The sequence below is a fragment of the Methanosphaera sp. ISO3-F5 genome (assembly GCF_034480035.2).
Classification (GTDB): Archaea; Methanobacteriota; Methanobacteria; order Methanobacteriales; family Methanobacteriaceae; genus Methanosphaera.
Window position 1 is genome coordinate 116,416 of record NZ_CP118754.2, and the last position, 17,767, is coordinate 134,182.

At 29.4% G+C, this 17,767-nt stretch carries 14 protein-coding genes; 6 read left to right on the forward strand and 8 right to left on the reverse strand.

Features of this window, described 5'->3' with window-relative positions:
• Positions 1–667: 667 nt before the first annotated feature.
• Complete coding sequence (locus tag PXD04_RS23150) at positions 668–1,246, reverse strand: hypothetical protein (protein WP_323737599.1); 579 nt, start codon at positions 1,244–1,246, stop codon at positions 668–670.
• 170 nt (positions 1,247–1,416) lie between these two features.
• Positions 1,417–1,563: a hypothetical protein gene (locus PXD04_RS23155; RefSeq protein ID WP_323737600.1), complete on the reverse strand. Its 147-nt coding sequence runs from the start codon at positions 1,561–1,563 to the stop codon at positions 1,417–1,419.
• A gap of 891 nt (positions 1,564–2,454) precedes the next feature.
• Here PXD04_RS23155 and PXD04_RS23160 point away from each other — a divergent pair.
• Complete coding sequence (locus tag PXD04_RS23160; protein WP_323737601.1) at positions 2,455–3,429, forward strand: hypothetical protein; 975 nt, start codon at positions 2,455–2,457, stop codon at positions 3,427–3,429.
• 1,204 nt (positions 3,430–4,633) lie between these two features.
• Here PXD04_RS23160 and PXD04_RS23165 read toward each other — a convergent pair.
• Together PXD04_RS23165 and PXD04_RS23170 are read right to left on the reverse strand one after the other, a co-directional pair.
• Positions 4,634–5,764, reverse strand: a complete 1,131-nt coding sequence (locus tag PXD04_RS23165; protein ID WP_323737602.1) for a toxic anion resistance protein — start codon at positions 5,762–5,764, stop codon at positions 4,634–4,636.
• Between the two features lie 15 nt (positions 5,765–5,779).
• Entirely contained in the window at positions 5,780–7,012 is a 1,233-nt protein-coding gene (locus PXD04_RS23170; RefSeq protein WP_323737603.1) for a hypothetical protein, read from the reverse strand.
• Positions 7,013–7,395: 383 nt separating this feature from the next.
• On the opposite strand from PXD04_RS23170, the gene PXD04_RS23175 reads away from it, so the two are divergent.
• The 4 genes from PXD04_RS23175 (at position 7,396) to PXD04_RS23190 (ending at position 9,728) form a co-directional block, all read left to right on the forward strand.
• Positions 7,396–7,770 (forward strand): hypothetical protein, encoded by a 375-nt coding sequence (locus tag PXD04_RS23175; protein ID WP_323737604.1) that lies wholly within the window; start codon positions 7,396–7,398, stop codon positions 7,768–7,770.
• Positions 7,770–8,210, forward strand: a complete 441-nt coding sequence (locus PXD04_RS23180) for a PIN domain-containing protein (RefSeq protein WP_323737605.1) — start codon at positions 7,770–7,772, stop codon at positions 8,208–8,210. The genes PXD04_RS23175 and PXD04_RS23180 overlap by 1 nt, the downstream gene beginning before the upstream one ends.
• A gap of 350 nt (positions 8,211–8,560) precedes the next feature.
• Entirely contained in the window at positions 8,561–8,932 is a 372-nt protein-coding gene (locus tag PXD04_RS23185; protein ID WP_323737606.1) for a hypothetical protein, read from the forward strand.
• Positions 8,817–9,728: an MFS transporter gene (locus tag PXD04_RS23190; RefSeq protein WP_323737630.1), complete on the forward strand. Its 912-nt coding sequence runs from the start codon at positions 8,817–8,819 to the stop codon at positions 9,726–9,728. Before PXD04_RS23185 ends, PXD04_RS23190 begins: the two co-directional genes overlap by 116 nt.
• 240 nt (positions 9,729–9,968) lie before the next feature.
• Here the strand turns inward: PXD04_RS23190 and PXD04_RS23195 are convergent, their stop codons facing one another.
• From PXD04_RS23195 to PXD04_RS23210, 4 genes are all read right to left on the reverse strand, one after another.
• Complete coding sequence (locus PXD04_RS23195) at positions 9,969–10,208, reverse strand: hypothetical protein (protein WP_323737607.1); 240 nt, start codon at positions 10,206–10,208, stop codon at positions 9,969–9,971.
• Between the two features lie 447 nt (positions 10,209–10,655).
• Positions 10,656–12,425 carry a DUF2207 domain-containing protein gene (locus tag PXD04_RS23200; RefSeq protein WP_323737608.1) on the reverse strand — a complete coding sequence of 590 codons (1,770 nt, stop codon included), beginning with the start codon at positions 12,423–12,425 and terminating at the stop codon, positions 10,656–10,658.
• A 61-nt stretch (positions 12,426–12,486) separates the two neighbouring features.
• On the reverse strand, positions 12,487–14,250 hold the full coding sequence (locus tag PXD04_RS23205) for a DUF2207 domain-containing protein (protein ID WP_323737609.1): 1,764 nt from the start codon (positions 14,248–14,250) through the stop codon (positions 12,487–12,489).
• 65 nt (positions 14,251–14,315) lie between these two features.
• Complete coding sequence (locus PXD04_RS23210) at positions 14,316–14,768, reverse strand: hypothetical protein (protein WP_323737610.1); 453 nt, start codon at positions 14,766–14,768, stop codon at positions 14,316–14,318.
• 363 nt (positions 14,769–15,131) lie between these two features.
• Between PXD04_RS23210 and xerA the strand changes: the two genes are divergently transcribed.
• Positions 15,132–16,130, forward strand: a complete 999-nt coding sequence (gene xerA, locus PXD04_RS23215; RefSeq protein ID WP_323737611.1) for a site-specific tyrosine recombinase/integron integrase — start codon at positions 15,132–15,134, stop codon at positions 16,128–16,130.
• The last annotated feature ends 1,637 nt before the right edge of the window (positions 16,131–17,767 follow it).

The following is a 17,767-nucleotide window of genomic DNA, read 5'->3' on the forward strand; positions in this document are numbered from 1 at the left end:
TCAAAAACCAGGCCCACAACCATTAACTTGTGCCACACACCACAAATGTGACACAATTATCAGAAAAGGTGTACCACATTTTAACAATGTGGCCAAAAAAATGCTATTTTTAGTAGCCCAAAGCCTATTTGTGACACAAAATATGCCCCTTTTTTGTAGCCAAAACACCACACAGGCTACAAAATCTGGTTTACAAATGCCTCATGTGACACAATTTTTGTAGCCAAAATATAACGTGTGCTACACGTTTTTTGTAGCACATTTCATCATCCGGCTACAATTTTTCAGTAAATAAAAAACAAAAAACAATACATCATCAGTTGTTCTTGGTTTTATGACATTACAACTGTTTTCTGTTAACATGTGAACTTCCTGTTTTTCTATCGTTAAAACAAGCTCTTATATTATATTATATATAATAATATATTTTATTATATTATATATTATATATCTCAAATCCATTTTACGAAAGTATAGGGGGAACTCATGTGGCCTCGTGCCACAATTGTACCACGGTACCACACAGTAATAGGGGGTACCTCTTCAAAATGGAGTTACACTTGAAATTGTTTAAAATGGTTAATTTTCAATTGTAAAAAAATAATCCTTGATAAAATAAAGTAATTAATGTTTGGGAGGTTATGATATTGTTAGGTAATGTTGGAGTTTATAATCTGTTTAACATATAATTAAGATCTTCTTCTATAATTGTTCTTTCAGTTCCTTCAATGGTAAATGTTTTTCCAAGTATACATTCCTGTTTAATGAATTTAGCAAGATCTTCTTTAAAGTATTGGACATTCTTATATTTAGCTTCCCTAGACTTGTTACTAAGAACAGTGTCTACATTTGCCTCTAGTCTAAGATATTTTTTTCTGAGCAAGAACATCACAGCATCCTGGAACACTTTTCTTATTTCTGGATTGTTATTAATATTTTCTTCCCGTGCTGCTTTTCTTTCTAATATTTTTCTTTTACTTTCTATTTCTGCTTCTAATTCAGCAATTAATGCTCTTTCTTTTTTTATCATGTCTTCATATTGAGCTACGGTTGTTTCTCTTGACTGAATTATTACTTCTAATTGTCTAATTTCTACAGCTGTTGAAGATTCATTCGCTTGTTCTTCTTTATCCAGTTTTTCTTCTACAGCATCTCTTACAAAATCACTTACTTTGTCTGTTTTTAATTGAACTCTTTCATATAATTCTTCATCGACTCTTGCTCTTAATTGTCTGTTTTTTACCATTTTTATTCCAACCTAACATATTTTTCATGTTAGATCATTGTTTTCATACTTCAATCATACCTGCATATTACCTTGAAAAAATATTTATATTCATGAGGTAATAAACTATATTCATAGGTCTTAATGAATAGGGTTGTTGAATTTATTTTCAATGACCTAATTTTATTCATTTATATCGTCGCTTGTTTTTTAATATTTTTATTATGTTCTTCTATTAATTTTGATATAACAGTATTATAACTGTCTTCCATTGTTCCTAGCTTTTTTAATGCGATTTTTGTTTCTTCGGAAACTCTTATAGTTGTACTTTTACTCATATATTGTCCCCTCAGTACATTGTATAGTAATACTTTTTATCGTTTTCACTATATAAATGTATACATTGATTACAAGTAACACAATGTAGTAATTATGTACAAGTAACACTTATTATATACTACTATATTATTTTTTAGTATTTAAATGTTACCACATTTCTTACCTCAATCTTACCTCTTTCTTACCTTCATCATACCCCAATCTTACCTCAATCTTACCCCAATCTTACCTCCATCTTACCATAAAAAAATCAGAAATACACAAATTTTCACCCAAAATAACGTAACATTATAAATAACATTACAAACAATATATTACCAAAACAAAATTTAGGTATCTTACCCAGGTAATATAGTATCTTACCTCTATCAAGATACAATCTTACCTCTATCTTACCTTATATTACTTCATCTTACCTGTAAGTAATATAAGTTAAAAATGCTTTATACACTAAAATAAAGCTTTAGAATAAGTTTAAGAAAAATGATATAAAAATAGTATCTTACCTGTATCTTACCAGTTTCATACCTGTATCATACCTCTATGTTACTAGTATCTTACCAGTATCTTACCTGTATCTTACCACATCATACCTATATCATACTTCAATCTTACCTATTCTTACCTCAATCTTACCCCAATATTACCTCAATCATACCTAAATCTTACCAGTATCTTACCAGTATCTTACCTATATCTTACCTCTATCTTACCACCATCATACCTAGGTAACATAGATTGCAACTATAAGGTAAGATACAAAAATACACAATCTTACCCCTAAAAAAAATAATCACACCCCAATATTACCTAACTTCATACCCAAAAAAAGTAATACAAATTCACAAAAAACAACAATTTAAAAAAAATAATAGGAGGATCAAAAACCGATGCAAAAAAAAGTATCACTCTCACTAGATGAAGACGTCTGGACCGAATACATAGAAAAATTAGAACAAAACACAGGAGTAAAAAAAGGAAAAGGACACATCGGACCAACAATAGAAAAATTAATCAGAGAATACTACCTAAACGAACCACAACAAAACAACCCAGAACAAGAAGAAACCATACAACAACAAAAACAACAAATAACACAACTACAAGAAACAATACAAAAAATACAAACAGAAAACACACAACTCCAAAAAGAAACACAAAAACCAAGCATAACACCAGAAGAAAAACAACAACTAGAAACACAGCTAAACACACTACAAACAAGATACAATACACTACAGCAACAACATAAAAATACAACACAAGAACTAGAAACACTTAAAACCAGCAATGACAACCAACAAACAGACAATCAACAAAAAATTCAAGAACTAACACTCACAAACCAAAATCTCATCACACAAAATACACAAAATCAAGAACAAATCACACAACTCCAACAGGAAAACCAAGAACTAAAAGAAGAAAACAAAACACTAACAATACAATACGAAGTAGAACACCGAGCAAAAGCAGAAGCAGAAATAGAAAGAGATAAACTAGATGGAGAAAAAACAGTACTAAATATGAGAATAGCAACATTGGAAGAAACTAAAGATAACTTAAATGAAACCATCAGAAGTCAGAAAGATGATCTTAGACTAAAAACAGAAGACACAGACAAACTAAGGCGTGACTATGATAACATACGGGACGAACTAGAAACCAAACGAAAAGAATACACCAGGGTATCTAATGAGAAAAACCATTCTGATGAAAGACAAAGACAATTACAGGAAGAAGTAAATGCATTAGAAGTCAAAGAGAACAATTATAAACAAATACTAAGACAACTAGACAGTATGAGCTTTATGGACAGGATACTTGGAAGATATCCTGAAGACATAAAAGAACTAAAAGGTTGAAATTAACAATTAGTTCTTTTATTATTCCTTAAATCATTAATTCTTATTCTATTGTTTTTCATATTATAATCTATATAAATCTATTTTTTTACATCAGTTAATATAGCCCTCTTTTATTAGATTTAATAAAATTAATAACCCTAATTGAATTATGGTAAAAAGTATTTATATTTTTATAATATTACCTTATATTACCTCTTTTAAATCATCTTACTTTTAAATATTATAGTTTTAAAAAATTTTCTTGTCATAATCTGTTTTAAATTTCCATAAATATGGTATGGGATAATTTGTATTGTGCTACACTTTTTTGCTTGTAGCACATTACTATTTTTTAACAACAGAACAATAAAATGTGCCACAATTATAAAAAAGGCTACAAAATATTTGGTGAAAACTTCTCGGTATCTTTTGTGCTACATATATGTTGTGTGCTACATTATAATTGTCTGTTCCACATTTTTTCGTGTGTGCTACAATATCTGTAAATGTGCTACTCTTTGGTTTTGTGCTACATTTTTAATATTTGTGCTACTTTATATTTTTGTGCTACAATTTTGGATTTGAGGCTACCTTTTTTTATTGTGCTACATTAATGATTTTTTGTTCCACATTTATATTTTGTGCTACATTTTTCATGAATGTGCCACCATTAGTTTTTGTGCTACATTTTTAGTATTTGTTCCACATATTTTTAATCGTAGCACAATATCTGTAAACGAATAATTGTAGAACAATTATTTTTTGTGGCACACCATGGGTTTCTAAAGAATTATGAAAAATTAACTTTTGTGCTACAATATTTTTTCGTAGCCTGTTTATGTGATAATAAAATGTAGCACAACATGCTATCGTAGCACATTATGGTTATGTTTAACTTTCAGCAAAATACATAATAACAGATAAAGTAATTATATTCAGCAATTCACAGTTACTCATTAATAATTAATCTGTAAAATAAATTCGGTTAAGATAATAAGATCTATATTTGTTAAAAAAAATGTGATAGTTGATTAAGGAAAAAAATAAACCAAATCATACTATAATATCTTTACAATTATTGGCAATAATTACTGTGGCTAATTTACTTATACGTATGATGATGGAATTAAGGTATACTTATTGTTTATTTAATATAAATTCTTTTTATTTAAAATTAGATTTTAATATGAATAGGAGGAAAAAGGGGGTGGTGGTTAATGGTTTAATCTTTTGTATTTATTTTATCTATTGCTTTTTGTCCTTCTATGGCAATATTGCTGAAAGTGTTGATGGTTTCCTGCATCTTAGGAAGTGCTTCCTGTTTGAATGTGCTGATGTCTTCGATAGCAGCTAATGCTTCATTGAATGAGGTTTGAAGAACTTCTGGTGATATGGCTGTTTCGGTACTTAATTTCTGTATCTGACTTCCCTGATCTCTTATTATCCGTGTTGTTGAACTGATAATGTCTTCTGTTGTTGAGTTAAGCATGTTAATCTTGTCTAGTGCAATTTTCTGGTTGTATAATGAACTTGCCACCATGATTCCTGTTCTTAGTGCGGTGACTGTAACATTCTTAGCTCGGTCAATTCCTCTGATTAGTTCCTTGTTATTTCTTCTGACAACATTTAATGAGACTATTCCCTGTTGGTTTATGACGATCATCTGTTGCATGTCCATTATTCTCTGTCTGAGTGGGAATAATATTTCTTCACTTACTATGTCAATTTTTTCCTGTTCTATTCCCTTTATTTTTGCTTCTTCTATTTGTGCTTCAATTGATGCATCCATTTGTTTTCCTAATTCTATATCTGTCATTAATTTTTTTGTCACTTCTCTTAGGTTGGATTCTTCTGATAAGAGGGTGACATTATCATTTTTTAATACTCGGTTGCTCTGGTCTAATGATTTGATAATATTGGCTATGACTGTTTCTGCTGTTTCATATTTTTCGAAGTATTTTTTCACTGGGTCAAAGAATTTGCTCATTATTCCATTGTTAGCCCAATCGACAGCTGATGGATCTAATTCTTTTACCTGTTTGTTTAGTTCTAATAGTTTGTCGCTAACATTTTTTGATTCGGTACCGCCGTGGCTGTAATTTTTTAGCTGAGTGTTTAGTAATGCCTGGTTTTTTTCTGTGGATTTTTTGATTGGTTCTGATCCAAAGTTTTCTATTGATTTTATTATACTTTCTCTTTCATTAATGTCTTCTATGTCCATTTCAAATATTGCGACTGCATTATTATCTGCTTGTGTCCTTATTTTTTCTGTTGGTAATTTGGATTTTTCTTCTTCTAATGTTTTTTCTACATCTTCTTCTATATCATCTATATCTAATGAGAATTCTGCCATTATACTCACCTTTTTTTATTCATATTTGTTTATATCGTTAATTAAGTTTTCCATATCATCTACTAAGTTTTTAATATTTTCGTCAGATTTATCGTCTTCATGGATGTTAAGTATTAATTCTACTGTTAGTTTTTCCATTTCTTCATTTATTGAATTTATATTGTTTATTCTTTCAATTAGTTCTTCTTCTACTTGTTGTGATGGTTCTGATGTGTAATTTATTAGGTCTAGGCCTGAATTGTATAGGTTGTATACGTTTTCGTGTGAATTATCTACTACGCTTAGGAAGCGGTTGCTTGTCAGATTGCCTGTGCCGAAGTGTTCTTTTATTAATTCTCTGACCTTTTTTTCCTTTGAGTCAAATATTTTCTTCAAGTCGTTTAATTGGTTTTCATAATAGTTTCCTACATCTTTGTCTAATTTTTTGTTGTGTCCTGTGATGTTTATTTGTGGATTATCCACGTGGTGATGGAATTCATCACAATCGTAATTGAATGATATCATGCTCATTCCTGATAGTATTAGGGAGGATATTCCTAATCCTATTACTAGGCCAAGACTGCGTATGGTGAATGGCAGGATATTTAATAGTATTATTAGTATTATCCAGATTAGTTCAAAAATGTATCCGGTAATCTGGTATGGCCTTGAATATTTATTACCGTAATAAATAAAAGCAACACCATTCAGGAATGGTATGAATGATGAAATAAACATTATTAAACTAAGAAATTTATGGTTCAGTTTTTTATAGTTGCTTCTATTTAGGATTATTTTGTATTCTGAAATTATCATCACTGATCGGACTATGGATATGATGAGTGATAGAAATACTAAGCTAAATGTTAAAGCTGAAGGTCCCATGATTAGGTGGAATATTATTGGTATTTCATATATTAATCCTTCTATAATCCAGCTTTTCTTAGATGTTTTTTTACCGGCTAAAAAGATTCCGAAACCGTTAATAAAAGGTATGAATGAAAAAATTACCCATAAGAGATTAAATATTTTGTTTCCATCATTTCGTGGGGTTGGCCTGTTTGGAATATCTGATTTTTCCGTGGTGCTGTTATTGTCTGTTTTTATGGTAGAGCCAACAACATCATATATTTTACTGTTATTTAAATCTATGTTGAAGCGTTGGTTCAGAATATCTGTAATAACGTTGGTATTAAACCTTGTGCCGCATATGGGACAAACATTATCAGAATCTTCACAATCATATCCACATTTAAGACATTTCTTCATCTACTCACCCCGTTACATTTATTATCCTTACTTCCATTTTTATAATTTGTAAGTATATAAAACTTTTAGAGATTCTATGATATATTGTATGGCTATGCTAGGGGCTTGTTATTATTGAATAATAATTATTTACATGTAAAGTTTATGTGTAGTAAAATATGGGATAATATAGGTGGTGTTATTTTCTATACAAAAATGGAAAATAGTATAATAATGATAATATTCTTACCCTATGATTATAAATTGTCTGTTATTGGTTGGATAAATAAATATAACCTTTATATTTATCCTGAACAATGATTATATTTTATAACAAAAAATTAGTAATATTAATATATATTGAAGTAATAAAATAATAATTGGTGAAAATCAAAAAAAATATTATGAAATACACAATCAAAATTCAAAAAAACAGATCGATCCACCTGCCACTAAAAATCAGAAACAAAATAAAAACTGAAGAATTAAACAAGGTAGAATGGACACTAAGCCACAACAACAACACAATACAAATAAAATTCATAAAAGAAACTAAAACACCACCAGATAAAATATCAGGAAACACCCAGAAAATATACAGAAACATATACACACAATCAACAATAAAAGTACCAAACATAATCTACAACCATCTAAACTGTAAAACACTAGACTATATCATTCTAGAAATAAAAGACAAGCACATACACGTAAACACACAAAAAAGAACCCAACTAGCAGAAATATCAGCACTAATAAAAAACAAGGAGAAAAAATAATGCTTAAAATAATAATAAACTATGACTTCCTAGAAGCACTAATATTCGAAGAAAACAAAAACCACGAAACAGCCAACAAAATAGCAAACACAATACAAAAAGATCATTTCCTATACATACCATGCCATGTTCTATTTAACATAATGAAAAAATTAGACAAATACGACCATGAAACAAACATCAAATTTCTAGAAAATATCCAAATGACTACAAGAATCGACTACCAAAACAACAAACAAATATTCCAGAGCGCATATGAACTATACAAATCAAACAACTCATTAACACTACTAGATTGCATAACAATCAAATACATGCAATCAAAACAAATAAAACACATAATATCATTCAACCAACAATTCGACCAAATAAAAAAAATAAAACGATTATATAAACTAGATGAATATAACCCAAAACGCTTAAACTTCAACACGTACTAAAAAAAATCAATAATTAATATTATAATATGCTGGTAGTAACTTGGATGAAACCCTGGAAAAATATGGGGAGGGGATTGGAAGTTTATTAATCTATTCAATGATTAATTACGTATAATCGTCCTGAAGAAGAAATTCATAATCAGGAGGAACATATTAAAGAAAATTAAAATACTCTTGAAATGTTTTTTCCGTCTTCCATCATTATTTTTTTTTAAACTCTTTTTTAGTATTTGTTATCTATTAATTTTTCCGTGGTTTTGTATCGTTTTTTAAGGTAGCAATTATATTGGAACACATATAAATATTTCTTAACATAATAGTTATATTATGAAAGAGTTAGGAGACTGGTTATGAAACATGAAAATATAATAATATATATAATGATGCTTGGAACATTCGGAGTATTAAGCACAGAAATGGGAGTAGTTGGAATACTTCCCCAAATATCACAGTACTTTAACGTTGACATTACACAAGCAGGATTATTTGTAAGCCTATTTGCCCTAACAATAGCAATATGCGGAATATTCATGCCACTAGTATTTTCAAAATTCGACCGTAAAAAAAAGCTTCATACTAGTTCTAACAGTGTTCACAATTTTTTCAATAACCAGCGCATTCGTAACAGATTTCAACATAGCACTAATATGCAGAATAATACCAGCAATATTTCACCCAATATACTGTGGTCTAGCATTAACTGTAGCAGCCGAAATTGTTGAACCAGAAAAAGCACAAGATGCAGTAAGTAAAGTCATTATGGGCGTCTCAGCAGGGATGATAATTGGTGTTCCAATAACAACATTTATTGCAACAACTCTAGGATACCAGTATGCTATGCTATGGTTCAGTCTAGTGACATTCATAGCTTTAATTGCAACAATAATCTTTTTCCCAAGTCTTCCAGGAAAAAAACAATCCTATGGAAACCAGGTGAAAGTAGCAACCACAGGAGTATTTATAATATCAGTATTAGGAGTAATATTCTTAAATGGAGGACTGTATACAGCATATGCATATATCTCAGAATTTTTAAATATGATAACTCATATTTTAGGATTTGAATTAAGCATAGTATTGTTTATATATGGTATAGCTTCAATTATTGGAAATTGGCTTGGAGCCAAATTATTAAACAGTAACAGCAAAAAAACAGCACTGATCTTTCCAATAGTTTTTTCAATATTAATGATAGGATTATTTATATTCAGCAGAGCTAAACTACCAGTAATAATCTTAATGTTTGCATGGGGAATTCTTGCAGGTATAGCTAACGATATTTCACAATACTGGATGGTATCAGCAGCACCTGAAGCACCAGAATTTGCAAACGGAATATTCTTAAGCATGGGAAATGTTGGAGTTACTTTAGGTACCACGATTGCCGGAGCAGTAGTTGCAGGAATGGGAGTTCAGTATGTAATGATTGCTGCAATTATAGTAATGATAATAGACTTAATACTCTTATTTACCAGAACATACAAATATCCTATTAAACAAATGGACAATTCCATATAAAGATTCAAAAACGTAAAAATCACAAAAAAAAGTTTTAAAAAATCAAAAATGATAATTAATTGAATAATAACTCACCATATTAATATCATTTTTTGATAAATTTTGCATTATATAATAATTTTTGGGGTTCTTAAGAATATAATATAATATGCTAACATAGACTAAATTATTAAAAGCAATCCTGTATTTTTACTTACACTACTTTTCCAGATAATTGAATCTTTATGGATAATTGTAAACTTAATCAAAATTTATACCAGATACATCAATCTCACCAGACATTAACTTAGGTAATAATGTGTCCCGAAGTTTTGTAAGTTTTATATTCTCAAAACATATTCTTTCTTTGTCTTTTTGGATCCTATCCATAATATTTTCATATTTTATGAGAATATCTTTTTCTGGAATAATAATGTATTTTTCTAAATCCTTTTTAGGTAATGCTAGAACTGTTGTACCAGTAGCTACACTTCCAACCATATAGTTATATCGGTATGTTAATAAGTTTTGGAACACATACTGTTTAGGTAATTTTAAATTACTTAATTTATACAAATGATGTGAAAATATTATTGTTTTTATAGAAAAATATAGCATGACAAATATTAAAAAAACAAGACAATAGTTTCCCTAAACATTGTTTATAGAATAATGTTTTATGAAACTAAGCATTAAACACGAATAATAATACTAAAGAAATGATTAAAAATAAAAAAAGAAAACAAAATAAATTGTACAAATAATAACAGATAATTACTACAATAAACAAATAACATTATTAAAAAACTGAAAAGTAATCATTACATGTATATACCTAATAATTAAAAAAGAATAGAAAGGATGATTATATGTAATGGTATGATGTTCTTATATTTTACCATTATTTTATTTTTGAAGGGTGTGTGGTTGAATTAGTAGTCTTGTTTTTTAGAAGGTTCCTCCACCTCCGCCACCAAATCCTCCACTACCAGCCCTTCCAATTCCTGAAGTAGAAGTGTCTGTTCTTGATAATATATTGAATGAAGATTGCATAACAGCAAGACCTCCATGATATGTGAAGGATACTGCATTGTTATTAAATGAATCATATTGTATTCTGTTTGTTTGGAAGTATTTTCTCATGTTTTTTGTTGCATTATCTGCGCATCCAAGTGCTGTGGCATATACTAGGTATCTTCCCCATACGTGTACTGATGATGGTGGTCTTTGGCTGATTAGACTGTAGTCTTTTATGTATCGTTCAAAGTTTTTCCATTTATGATATGTCTCTTTTCCCTGTGGTGTCCGTCTTCCAACAACAAATTTTGGAATAAAAAACAATAATATAGCAAATACCATCATAAGCATCATTAATACAGCCATTAATTCCAGAATGAACATTGATGGTATAAGTTTAAAGAATATTACAATAAATATAATTATTACTATTAAAAAATACGTACGTCGTATTTTTTGTAAGACTTTCAATCCCTGATCATCAAAATATTTTTCAACATATGAATCGGGAATTTCCTCTTTGGCCTGTTTTATCCACGTGTTTCTGAAATTCTGGAATGCCATACGATCTGATCTTACTATATCTCCAAGGAATATGTCACCATTTACTGCATTGGATGATAAAAATCCTATTATTATTTTTTCATGTTCTTTCAAGGTGGTTGTATCTTTATTGGTACATCTGATAATTGTATCATCATTGGAATACAATATTTTAAAGTAGTTTTTATCTATTAGGTCAAGTATTGTTGCATACATTGCATCATTACCTATATTTTTAAGTTTTCCTCTTGTAATTGCATATACCTGTACTGGAGATTCATGTGTAGGAAGATCATACTCATACTTTGCATTATAATCTATTTTTGGTTCTCTGCCATACAATCCATAGATTCCTATTGGAATGATTGTGAGTATACTTAATGCTGTGAAGAAAAATGTTACTCTGATATTATCATAATATTTTCCTTGAGCATAATCATTGTTCTTGTCTTTTTTTTCTGAGTAATAATTTTGGTCTTGTTCTATGAGTTCTCTTGCATCACCTTTTATGTGTTGAGCATATATTGCATGTTTGAAATTGTCTTTAGGCATTATTAATCTCTGTTCAAATGATATGTGTGCACCAATGTTTTCCAGTTTAGCAGTTAATGTATCCTCACTCGTCCACTGGCTTAAGATAACATTATCCTCGGGGTTGTTCCAGTATTTTACATATTCCTTAGTGTATGGTATGTGAATGGTAGATTCCAGGTAATCTACACTTGTATTCCATTCACCACCCCAAGTCATATACTGCAATTCTGCTATATCATTATAAACTTTCAAACCTTTATCTATTGTATACTTGTATGTTACTGATACCTTTGCATCGCGTGTTTTCTGTGTTTTAGCCCTATCACTGTAGAGCCATACCCTAAGCTTTGTACAATTGCCATACCTTATTACCTCTAATTTATTATAGTATCCTGGAGTTTCTACTGAAATATTTCGTATTGTCTGATTTTGATTAAGTGGAATATCTCTGAATACTCCATTAACCCTTCCCTGAATATTATATATTATTTCTTCCATGATTACTGTTGAACCATCTTCTTTTACTGTGATATCCTTAATAACTGATGGTATGGTAAAATCACCTTCAGTTGCCAGAGATATGGGCATTAACATAAACAGTAAAATCAATGATAATACTAACATTTTTCCTGCATTTATACTAACACACTCTCCCAACTATTGTAATTTTGAGGAGGATTTTTTTTTAGAAGGTTCCTCCACCTCCGCCACCAAATCCTCCACTGCCACTGCTTCCTATTGATCCACTTGAATCACTTTCAGATTCTGATAATGTGTTGAATGATGATTCCACATGAGCAAATCCATTATAGTAAGCAAATGATACTGCACTGCTGTCCGTGAATGTATCTTCAGCAATATTCACTGACTTAAAGTATTGTTTCATGTTTTTTGTTACCCTGTCGGCACAGCCTAGTGCCGAAGCGTATACAAGGTATTTTCCCCATACCTGTACTGATGATGGTGGCCTTTCCTTTATCAGACTATAATCTTTTATGTATTTTTCAAAGTTTTTCCATTTGTCATAAAATTCCTTTCCCTCCGATGTCCATCTTCCCGGAACAGTGTTCGGTACAATAAAGAGCAGTACGGCACCTATCATGAAAACAATCATTGAAACAAGTGCTAATGTTGTCAAATAAGCTGGTATCAGCATAAATTCCATTCCAATTATCGTTAGGATAAACAATATCCAATACATTATTCCACAGTACAATAAGAGATTTGAGCCTCTGTCATCAAAGTACTGTTTTATCCATGTGTCTGATGTTTCTTCACGTGCCTGTTTATACCATTTGGCACTGAATCTCTGGAATTGATGATAGTGTGATCGTCTGCCCACATAACCTATTGATATATCACCATCCTGAGCAAACGAGGATAAAAAATCAATTAATGACAACTCATATTCACGTAAGTGGCCCATGTCCTTACTAGTTTGTCTGATAATCGTATTGTCCCTATCATTCACCACTATTTTAAAGTATTTCCTGTTAATCAGGTCAAGAATTGTTGCATACATCGCATCATCTGTTATAACTCCCACATTCCCATTTATTAATATGTTTACCTGTAGTGGTGTTGCATCACTCGGCAGGTCATACTCGTATTCTGCATTGTATTCAATTTTTGGTTCTCTTCCAAAAAACCAGTATATTCCGAAGGGTACTAATAACAGTAAACCCAGTATTGTCCATGCAAGAGTAACTATAATATTTTGTTTATTATGTTCTTCCTCATACTTTCTCTGATCATCTTCTATCCTTTGTTTTGCATCAACATGTATTACCTGAGCAAAAGTTGTGTTTTTAATATAATTTTTGGGCATTAAAATTCTTTGTTCAAATGAGGTATGTGCATCAATATTTTCAAGTTTAACTGTTAATGTATCATCACTTGTCCACTGACTTGATACTACATTATCCTCCGGATTGTTCCAGTATTCTATATCATTTTTTGTGCCCGGTACGTGGATGTTTGATTCCATACTATCTACTTTTGAATTCCACTCACTTCCCCATGTCATGTACTGCATTTCTGCAATGTCATTATATACTTTCACACCCTTACGTATGGTGTAATCATAGGTAACTTCCACCTTAGCATTTTCTGTTTTTCGTGTTTTATCCTTATCCTCATATAACCATACCCTTAATATGGTACTATTATCATTTCTATCAACTTCCAACGTATTATAGTAACCGGGAGTTTTAACCGAGATGTTCCTCACAGATTGCCTGCCAGTTAAAGGTATATTCCTGTATACTCCGTTAACACTTCCCTCAATATCATAAACTATCTTCTCGGAGATATGTACTGATCCATCATTATTTACTGTTACATCTTTAACAACACTAGGAATTTTATAGTCTCCATCCCCCGCAATTGTTACTGGAACCAACAAAAACAATAAAATCAACAATACAATCATCAAATTTCTACTTTTCACTAGATACACACCCTTAATTGTTATATAAAAAAAATAATTAAATAAAAAAAAATAATATTATGGTACTACTTATTAGGTTCTAAAGTATCAATAATCATAGTAACAGGATTATCTTCATACTCAGGCACAGTCTGATTATCATACAAATTCAAAGTAATAATATACGATTGACCATACTTTTTAACCGTATAAACACACGAAATAATACCATCCTTCCTATAATTCTGCTGATTAATTTTAGCCTTACCAAACGTATAATTCCGTTCCCCCATCAACATATAACCACTGTTAATACGATTAGTTCTCGCCCTATTTGTATCAATAATCGGACCTTCATACATCGTCATCACATACTCATCATTCGAAAGAATCACCTGATTACCACTTTCCTGAAGCATATAACCATCAGGCAACGAAAAACTCGAATTACCAACAACAAATGTATCAGCATAAACAGCTGAAAAACCACAAAGCGCAAATAAGAATAATCCTAAAATAACAACTGATTTCAATTTCATAAGATTAACCTCCCATCCTATAATAAATTAACTAACATTTAAACATTTCTAATAGCATGACAAGAACCATCACACCTTAAAAACATGAATAATAATATAAAACAACACATATATATAGTTATCCACCTAAAAATAAATAATATAACCAATTAAAGCAAAACAAGAAGGATACAACCAAAATAGAAAAATAAGAAACTTACAAACATATTACAAACCACTAACAAAACCACATACACCAAAAAGAACAAATAAACCATAAAAAAAACCAAAAAACCCCCCCCTAAAAATATAAACAATATAATAAACAATAACTTTTGTTTATTATAGTATATTTATTGCATAGTTTTTTACACATAGTAATTTATGAAGACTAAATTAATTAATGATATACAAAGTAGTATGAAACCTTATTTAAATATGAAACAGCAGAATTTGTTATTAAAATCATTATTGGATTGTTTTGATAATGTAAAACATATTGAATTGAAAAAATTTGATGATAATAATTATGTAGAACATAATTCTAAATTGTTAAATCTATTTTTATCAGCAAAACAAGTTGAAGGATGTTCTAAAAAAACAGTAGCTTATTATAAAACTACTATCAATTATATGTTAAATAAAGTTAATAAAGATGTGTTAAATGTATCTACTGATGATCTTAGAGAATTTTTATCAAATCATAGGAAAGAACGAAATTCTTCAAAAGTTACATTAGATAATATACGTAGAATATTCTCAAGTTTTTTTTCTTGGCTTGAAGAAGAAGATTACATTATTAAGAACCCTGTTAAAAGAATACATAAAGTAAAACAAGGACGTGTAATCAAAGACACCCTAACAGATGAAGACTTGGAAAAAATAAGAGATGCCTGTATTGAAAAAAGGGATTTGGCAATGGTTGAATTATTAATCTCTACTGGTGTAAGAGTAGGAGAACTAGTAAATTTAAACATTAATGACATTGACTTTTATGAAAGAGAATGTGTGGTATTTGGTAAAGGAGAAAGTGAAAGAATAGTATACTTTGATGCTCGTACAAAAATTCATTTATTAGATTACATACATTCAAGAAAAGATAATAATCCTGCATTATTTGTTACATTAAACAAACCACATGAACGTCTTGGCATTACTGGTGTGGAAACAAGGATTAGGGAATTAGGTGTTAAATCAAATATAAATAAGAGAGTGCATCCACATAAGTTTAGAAGAACATTAGCAACTATGGCTATTGATAAAGGAATGTATATTGAACATGTACAAAAGTTATTGGGTTATGTTCAAATTGATACCACAATGGGTTATGCAATGGTTAATCAAAGCAATGTAAAAAATTCACATAGAAAATTCATATCTTAAATTAATCTTTTCATTTGGTTGACTGTTTTCTCAAATAGTTATATATTATTTAACTTGGATATAACAACGTTAAGTTATCATATAAAAAAAATATTTTATTCTAAATCACTATTTATGATTTATTTATGAAGTTTTATGAGTTATTTTACTTTTAAACATATTTAGGAACATTTTTTTAAAAAGTTGTTCGTTATATATTGAAAAATGAAAAAATGAGTAGTGGTGGAATGAACATGATTAAAATAAACCAATCTAAAGAATAAAATTATATATAGTATAAGTTACAAACTATTAATTGGAATATATAACTATTCTAGGCATCTTGTCAATTAATAATAGCTCTAGAATATCCACTAAACTAACATGTTTTCATGTTGTTAGAAAGTGTTAAATGAAAACAATGTTATTTACAAGCATAAGTATCTTATAATAGATACAAATGTTGGCATATGTAGTAGTACTGCACATAGTACTACTATGTCTAACATAGTAATCATCTTTTACTAGATTATAGATGAAAGAAAATAAGATTATATGCATTGTTCAACTACGAAGCCCATATTTAGAGTGGAAAACAGGACTATTTTTTTTTGCATGACACAGATTCCATAATTAAATTTTAAAAAAATATTAAATAGGAAATTTATAATTTAATTTCCTATATATTTTTTCTAACAATACACTACTTTTCCAGTTGGTTGCATCTTTAAGGATAATGGTATAACTAACCACTAATTATTATGTATTATTTTTATTATTAAACTTTTATGGATTATTATAGAATTTAAACTATTTAAGAACATTTTTTTAAAAAGTTGTTCGTTATACTTAGAAAAAGAAATAAAATAATAATTAAAACATGAGTATGGTTAAAATAAAATAATTAAAATAGAATAGTTATATATAACAGAGGTTACAAACCATTATGTAACGTGGAATACATAACTATTCTAGGCATCTTGTCAATTAATAATAGCCTTAGAATATCCACTAACCTAACATGTTTTCATGTTTATTAGAAGTTGTTAAATGAAAACAATGTTATTATACAACATAAGTATCTTATAACAGATACAAATGTTGGCATATGTAGTACTATTATTAGTACTACTATGTCTAACATAGTAATCACCTCCTGCTAGATCATAGAAGAAAGAAAATAAGCTTCTATGCATTGTTCAACTACTGGGTCATATTTAGAGTGGAAAACCAGGCTATTTTTATTACATGACACAGATACCATAAAAAAATATTTAACAGGAAATATATGTTATCTCCTGAAAAAAAATATTATTCTAACAATACACTACTTTCCCAGTCAGTTGCATCTTTTAGGATAATGGTACAATTAACCACTAATTACAATCTATTTTTTTTATTATTTATAAAATTTTAGGAGTTATTTAGTAATTTAAGCTGTTTTAAGAACATTTTGTTAAAAAGTTGTTCGTTATATCTCATATAACAAAAAAATGAAATTCATAACTCAAAAAGCTTAGGAATAATAGTAATAGTAAAACCAGTATTCTAAAACATCCTAAAAAAAATAATTTATTGAAGTTAGTAATTGTTTAACCTCCAATTTCTTTTCTATTATCTTAGGAGTTTTATTCATGTGTTTCTTAAAATAGTCTTTA

What these genes read in the sequence shown, in the direction of transcription:
- PXD04_RS23150 (WP_323737599.1), bottom strand. Translation starts at nt 1,246, where the DNA reads ATGGTAAAAAACAGACAATTAAGAGCAAGAGTCGATGAAGAATTATAT.
- PXD04_RS23155 (WP_323737600.1), bottom strand. Translation starts at nt 1,563, where the DNA reads ATGAGTAAAAGTACAACTATAAGAGTTTCCGAAGAAACAAAAATCGCA.
- PXD04_RS23160 (WP_323737601.1), top strand. Translation starts at nt 2,455, where the DNA reads ATGCAAAAAAAAGTATCACTCTCACTAGATGAAGACGTCTGGACCGAA.
- PXD04_RS23165 (WP_323737602.1), bottom strand. Translation starts at nt 5,764, where the DNA reads ATGGCAGAATTCTCATTAGATATAGATGATATAGAAGAAGATGTAGAA.
- PXD04_RS23170 (WP_323737603.1), bottom strand. Translation starts at nt 7,012, where the DNA reads ATGAAGAAATGTCTTAAATGTGGATATGATTGTGAAGATTCTGATAAT.
- PXD04_RS23175 (WP_323737604.1), top strand. Translation starts at nt 7,396, where the DNA reads ATGAAATACACAATCAAAATTCAAAAAAACAGATCGATCCACCTGCCA.
- PXD04_RS23180 (WP_323737605.1), top strand. Translation starts at nt 7,770, where the DNA reads ATGCTTAAAATAATAATAAACTATGACTTCCTAGAAGCACTAATATTC.
- PXD04_RS23185 (WP_323737606.1), top strand. Translation starts at nt 8,561, where the DNA reads ATGAAACATGAAAATATAATAATATATATAATGATGCTTGGAACATTC.
- PXD04_RS23195 (WP_323737607.1), bottom strand. Translation starts at nt 10,208, where the DNA reads ATGGTTGGAAGTGTAGCTACTGGTACAACAGTTCTAGCATTACCTAAA.
- PXD04_RS23200 (WP_323737608.1), bottom strand. Translation starts at nt 12,425, where the DNA reads ATGTTAGTATTATCATTGATTTTACTGTTTATGTTAATGCCCATATCT.
- PXD04_RS23210 (WP_323737610.1), bottom strand. Translation starts at nt 14,768, where the DNA reads ATGAAATTGAAATCAGTTGTTATTTTAGGATTATTCTTATTTGCGCTT.
- xerA (WP_323737611.1), top strand. Translation starts at nt 15,132, where the DNA reads ATGAAGACTAAATTAATTAATGATATACAAAGTAGTATGAAACCTTAT.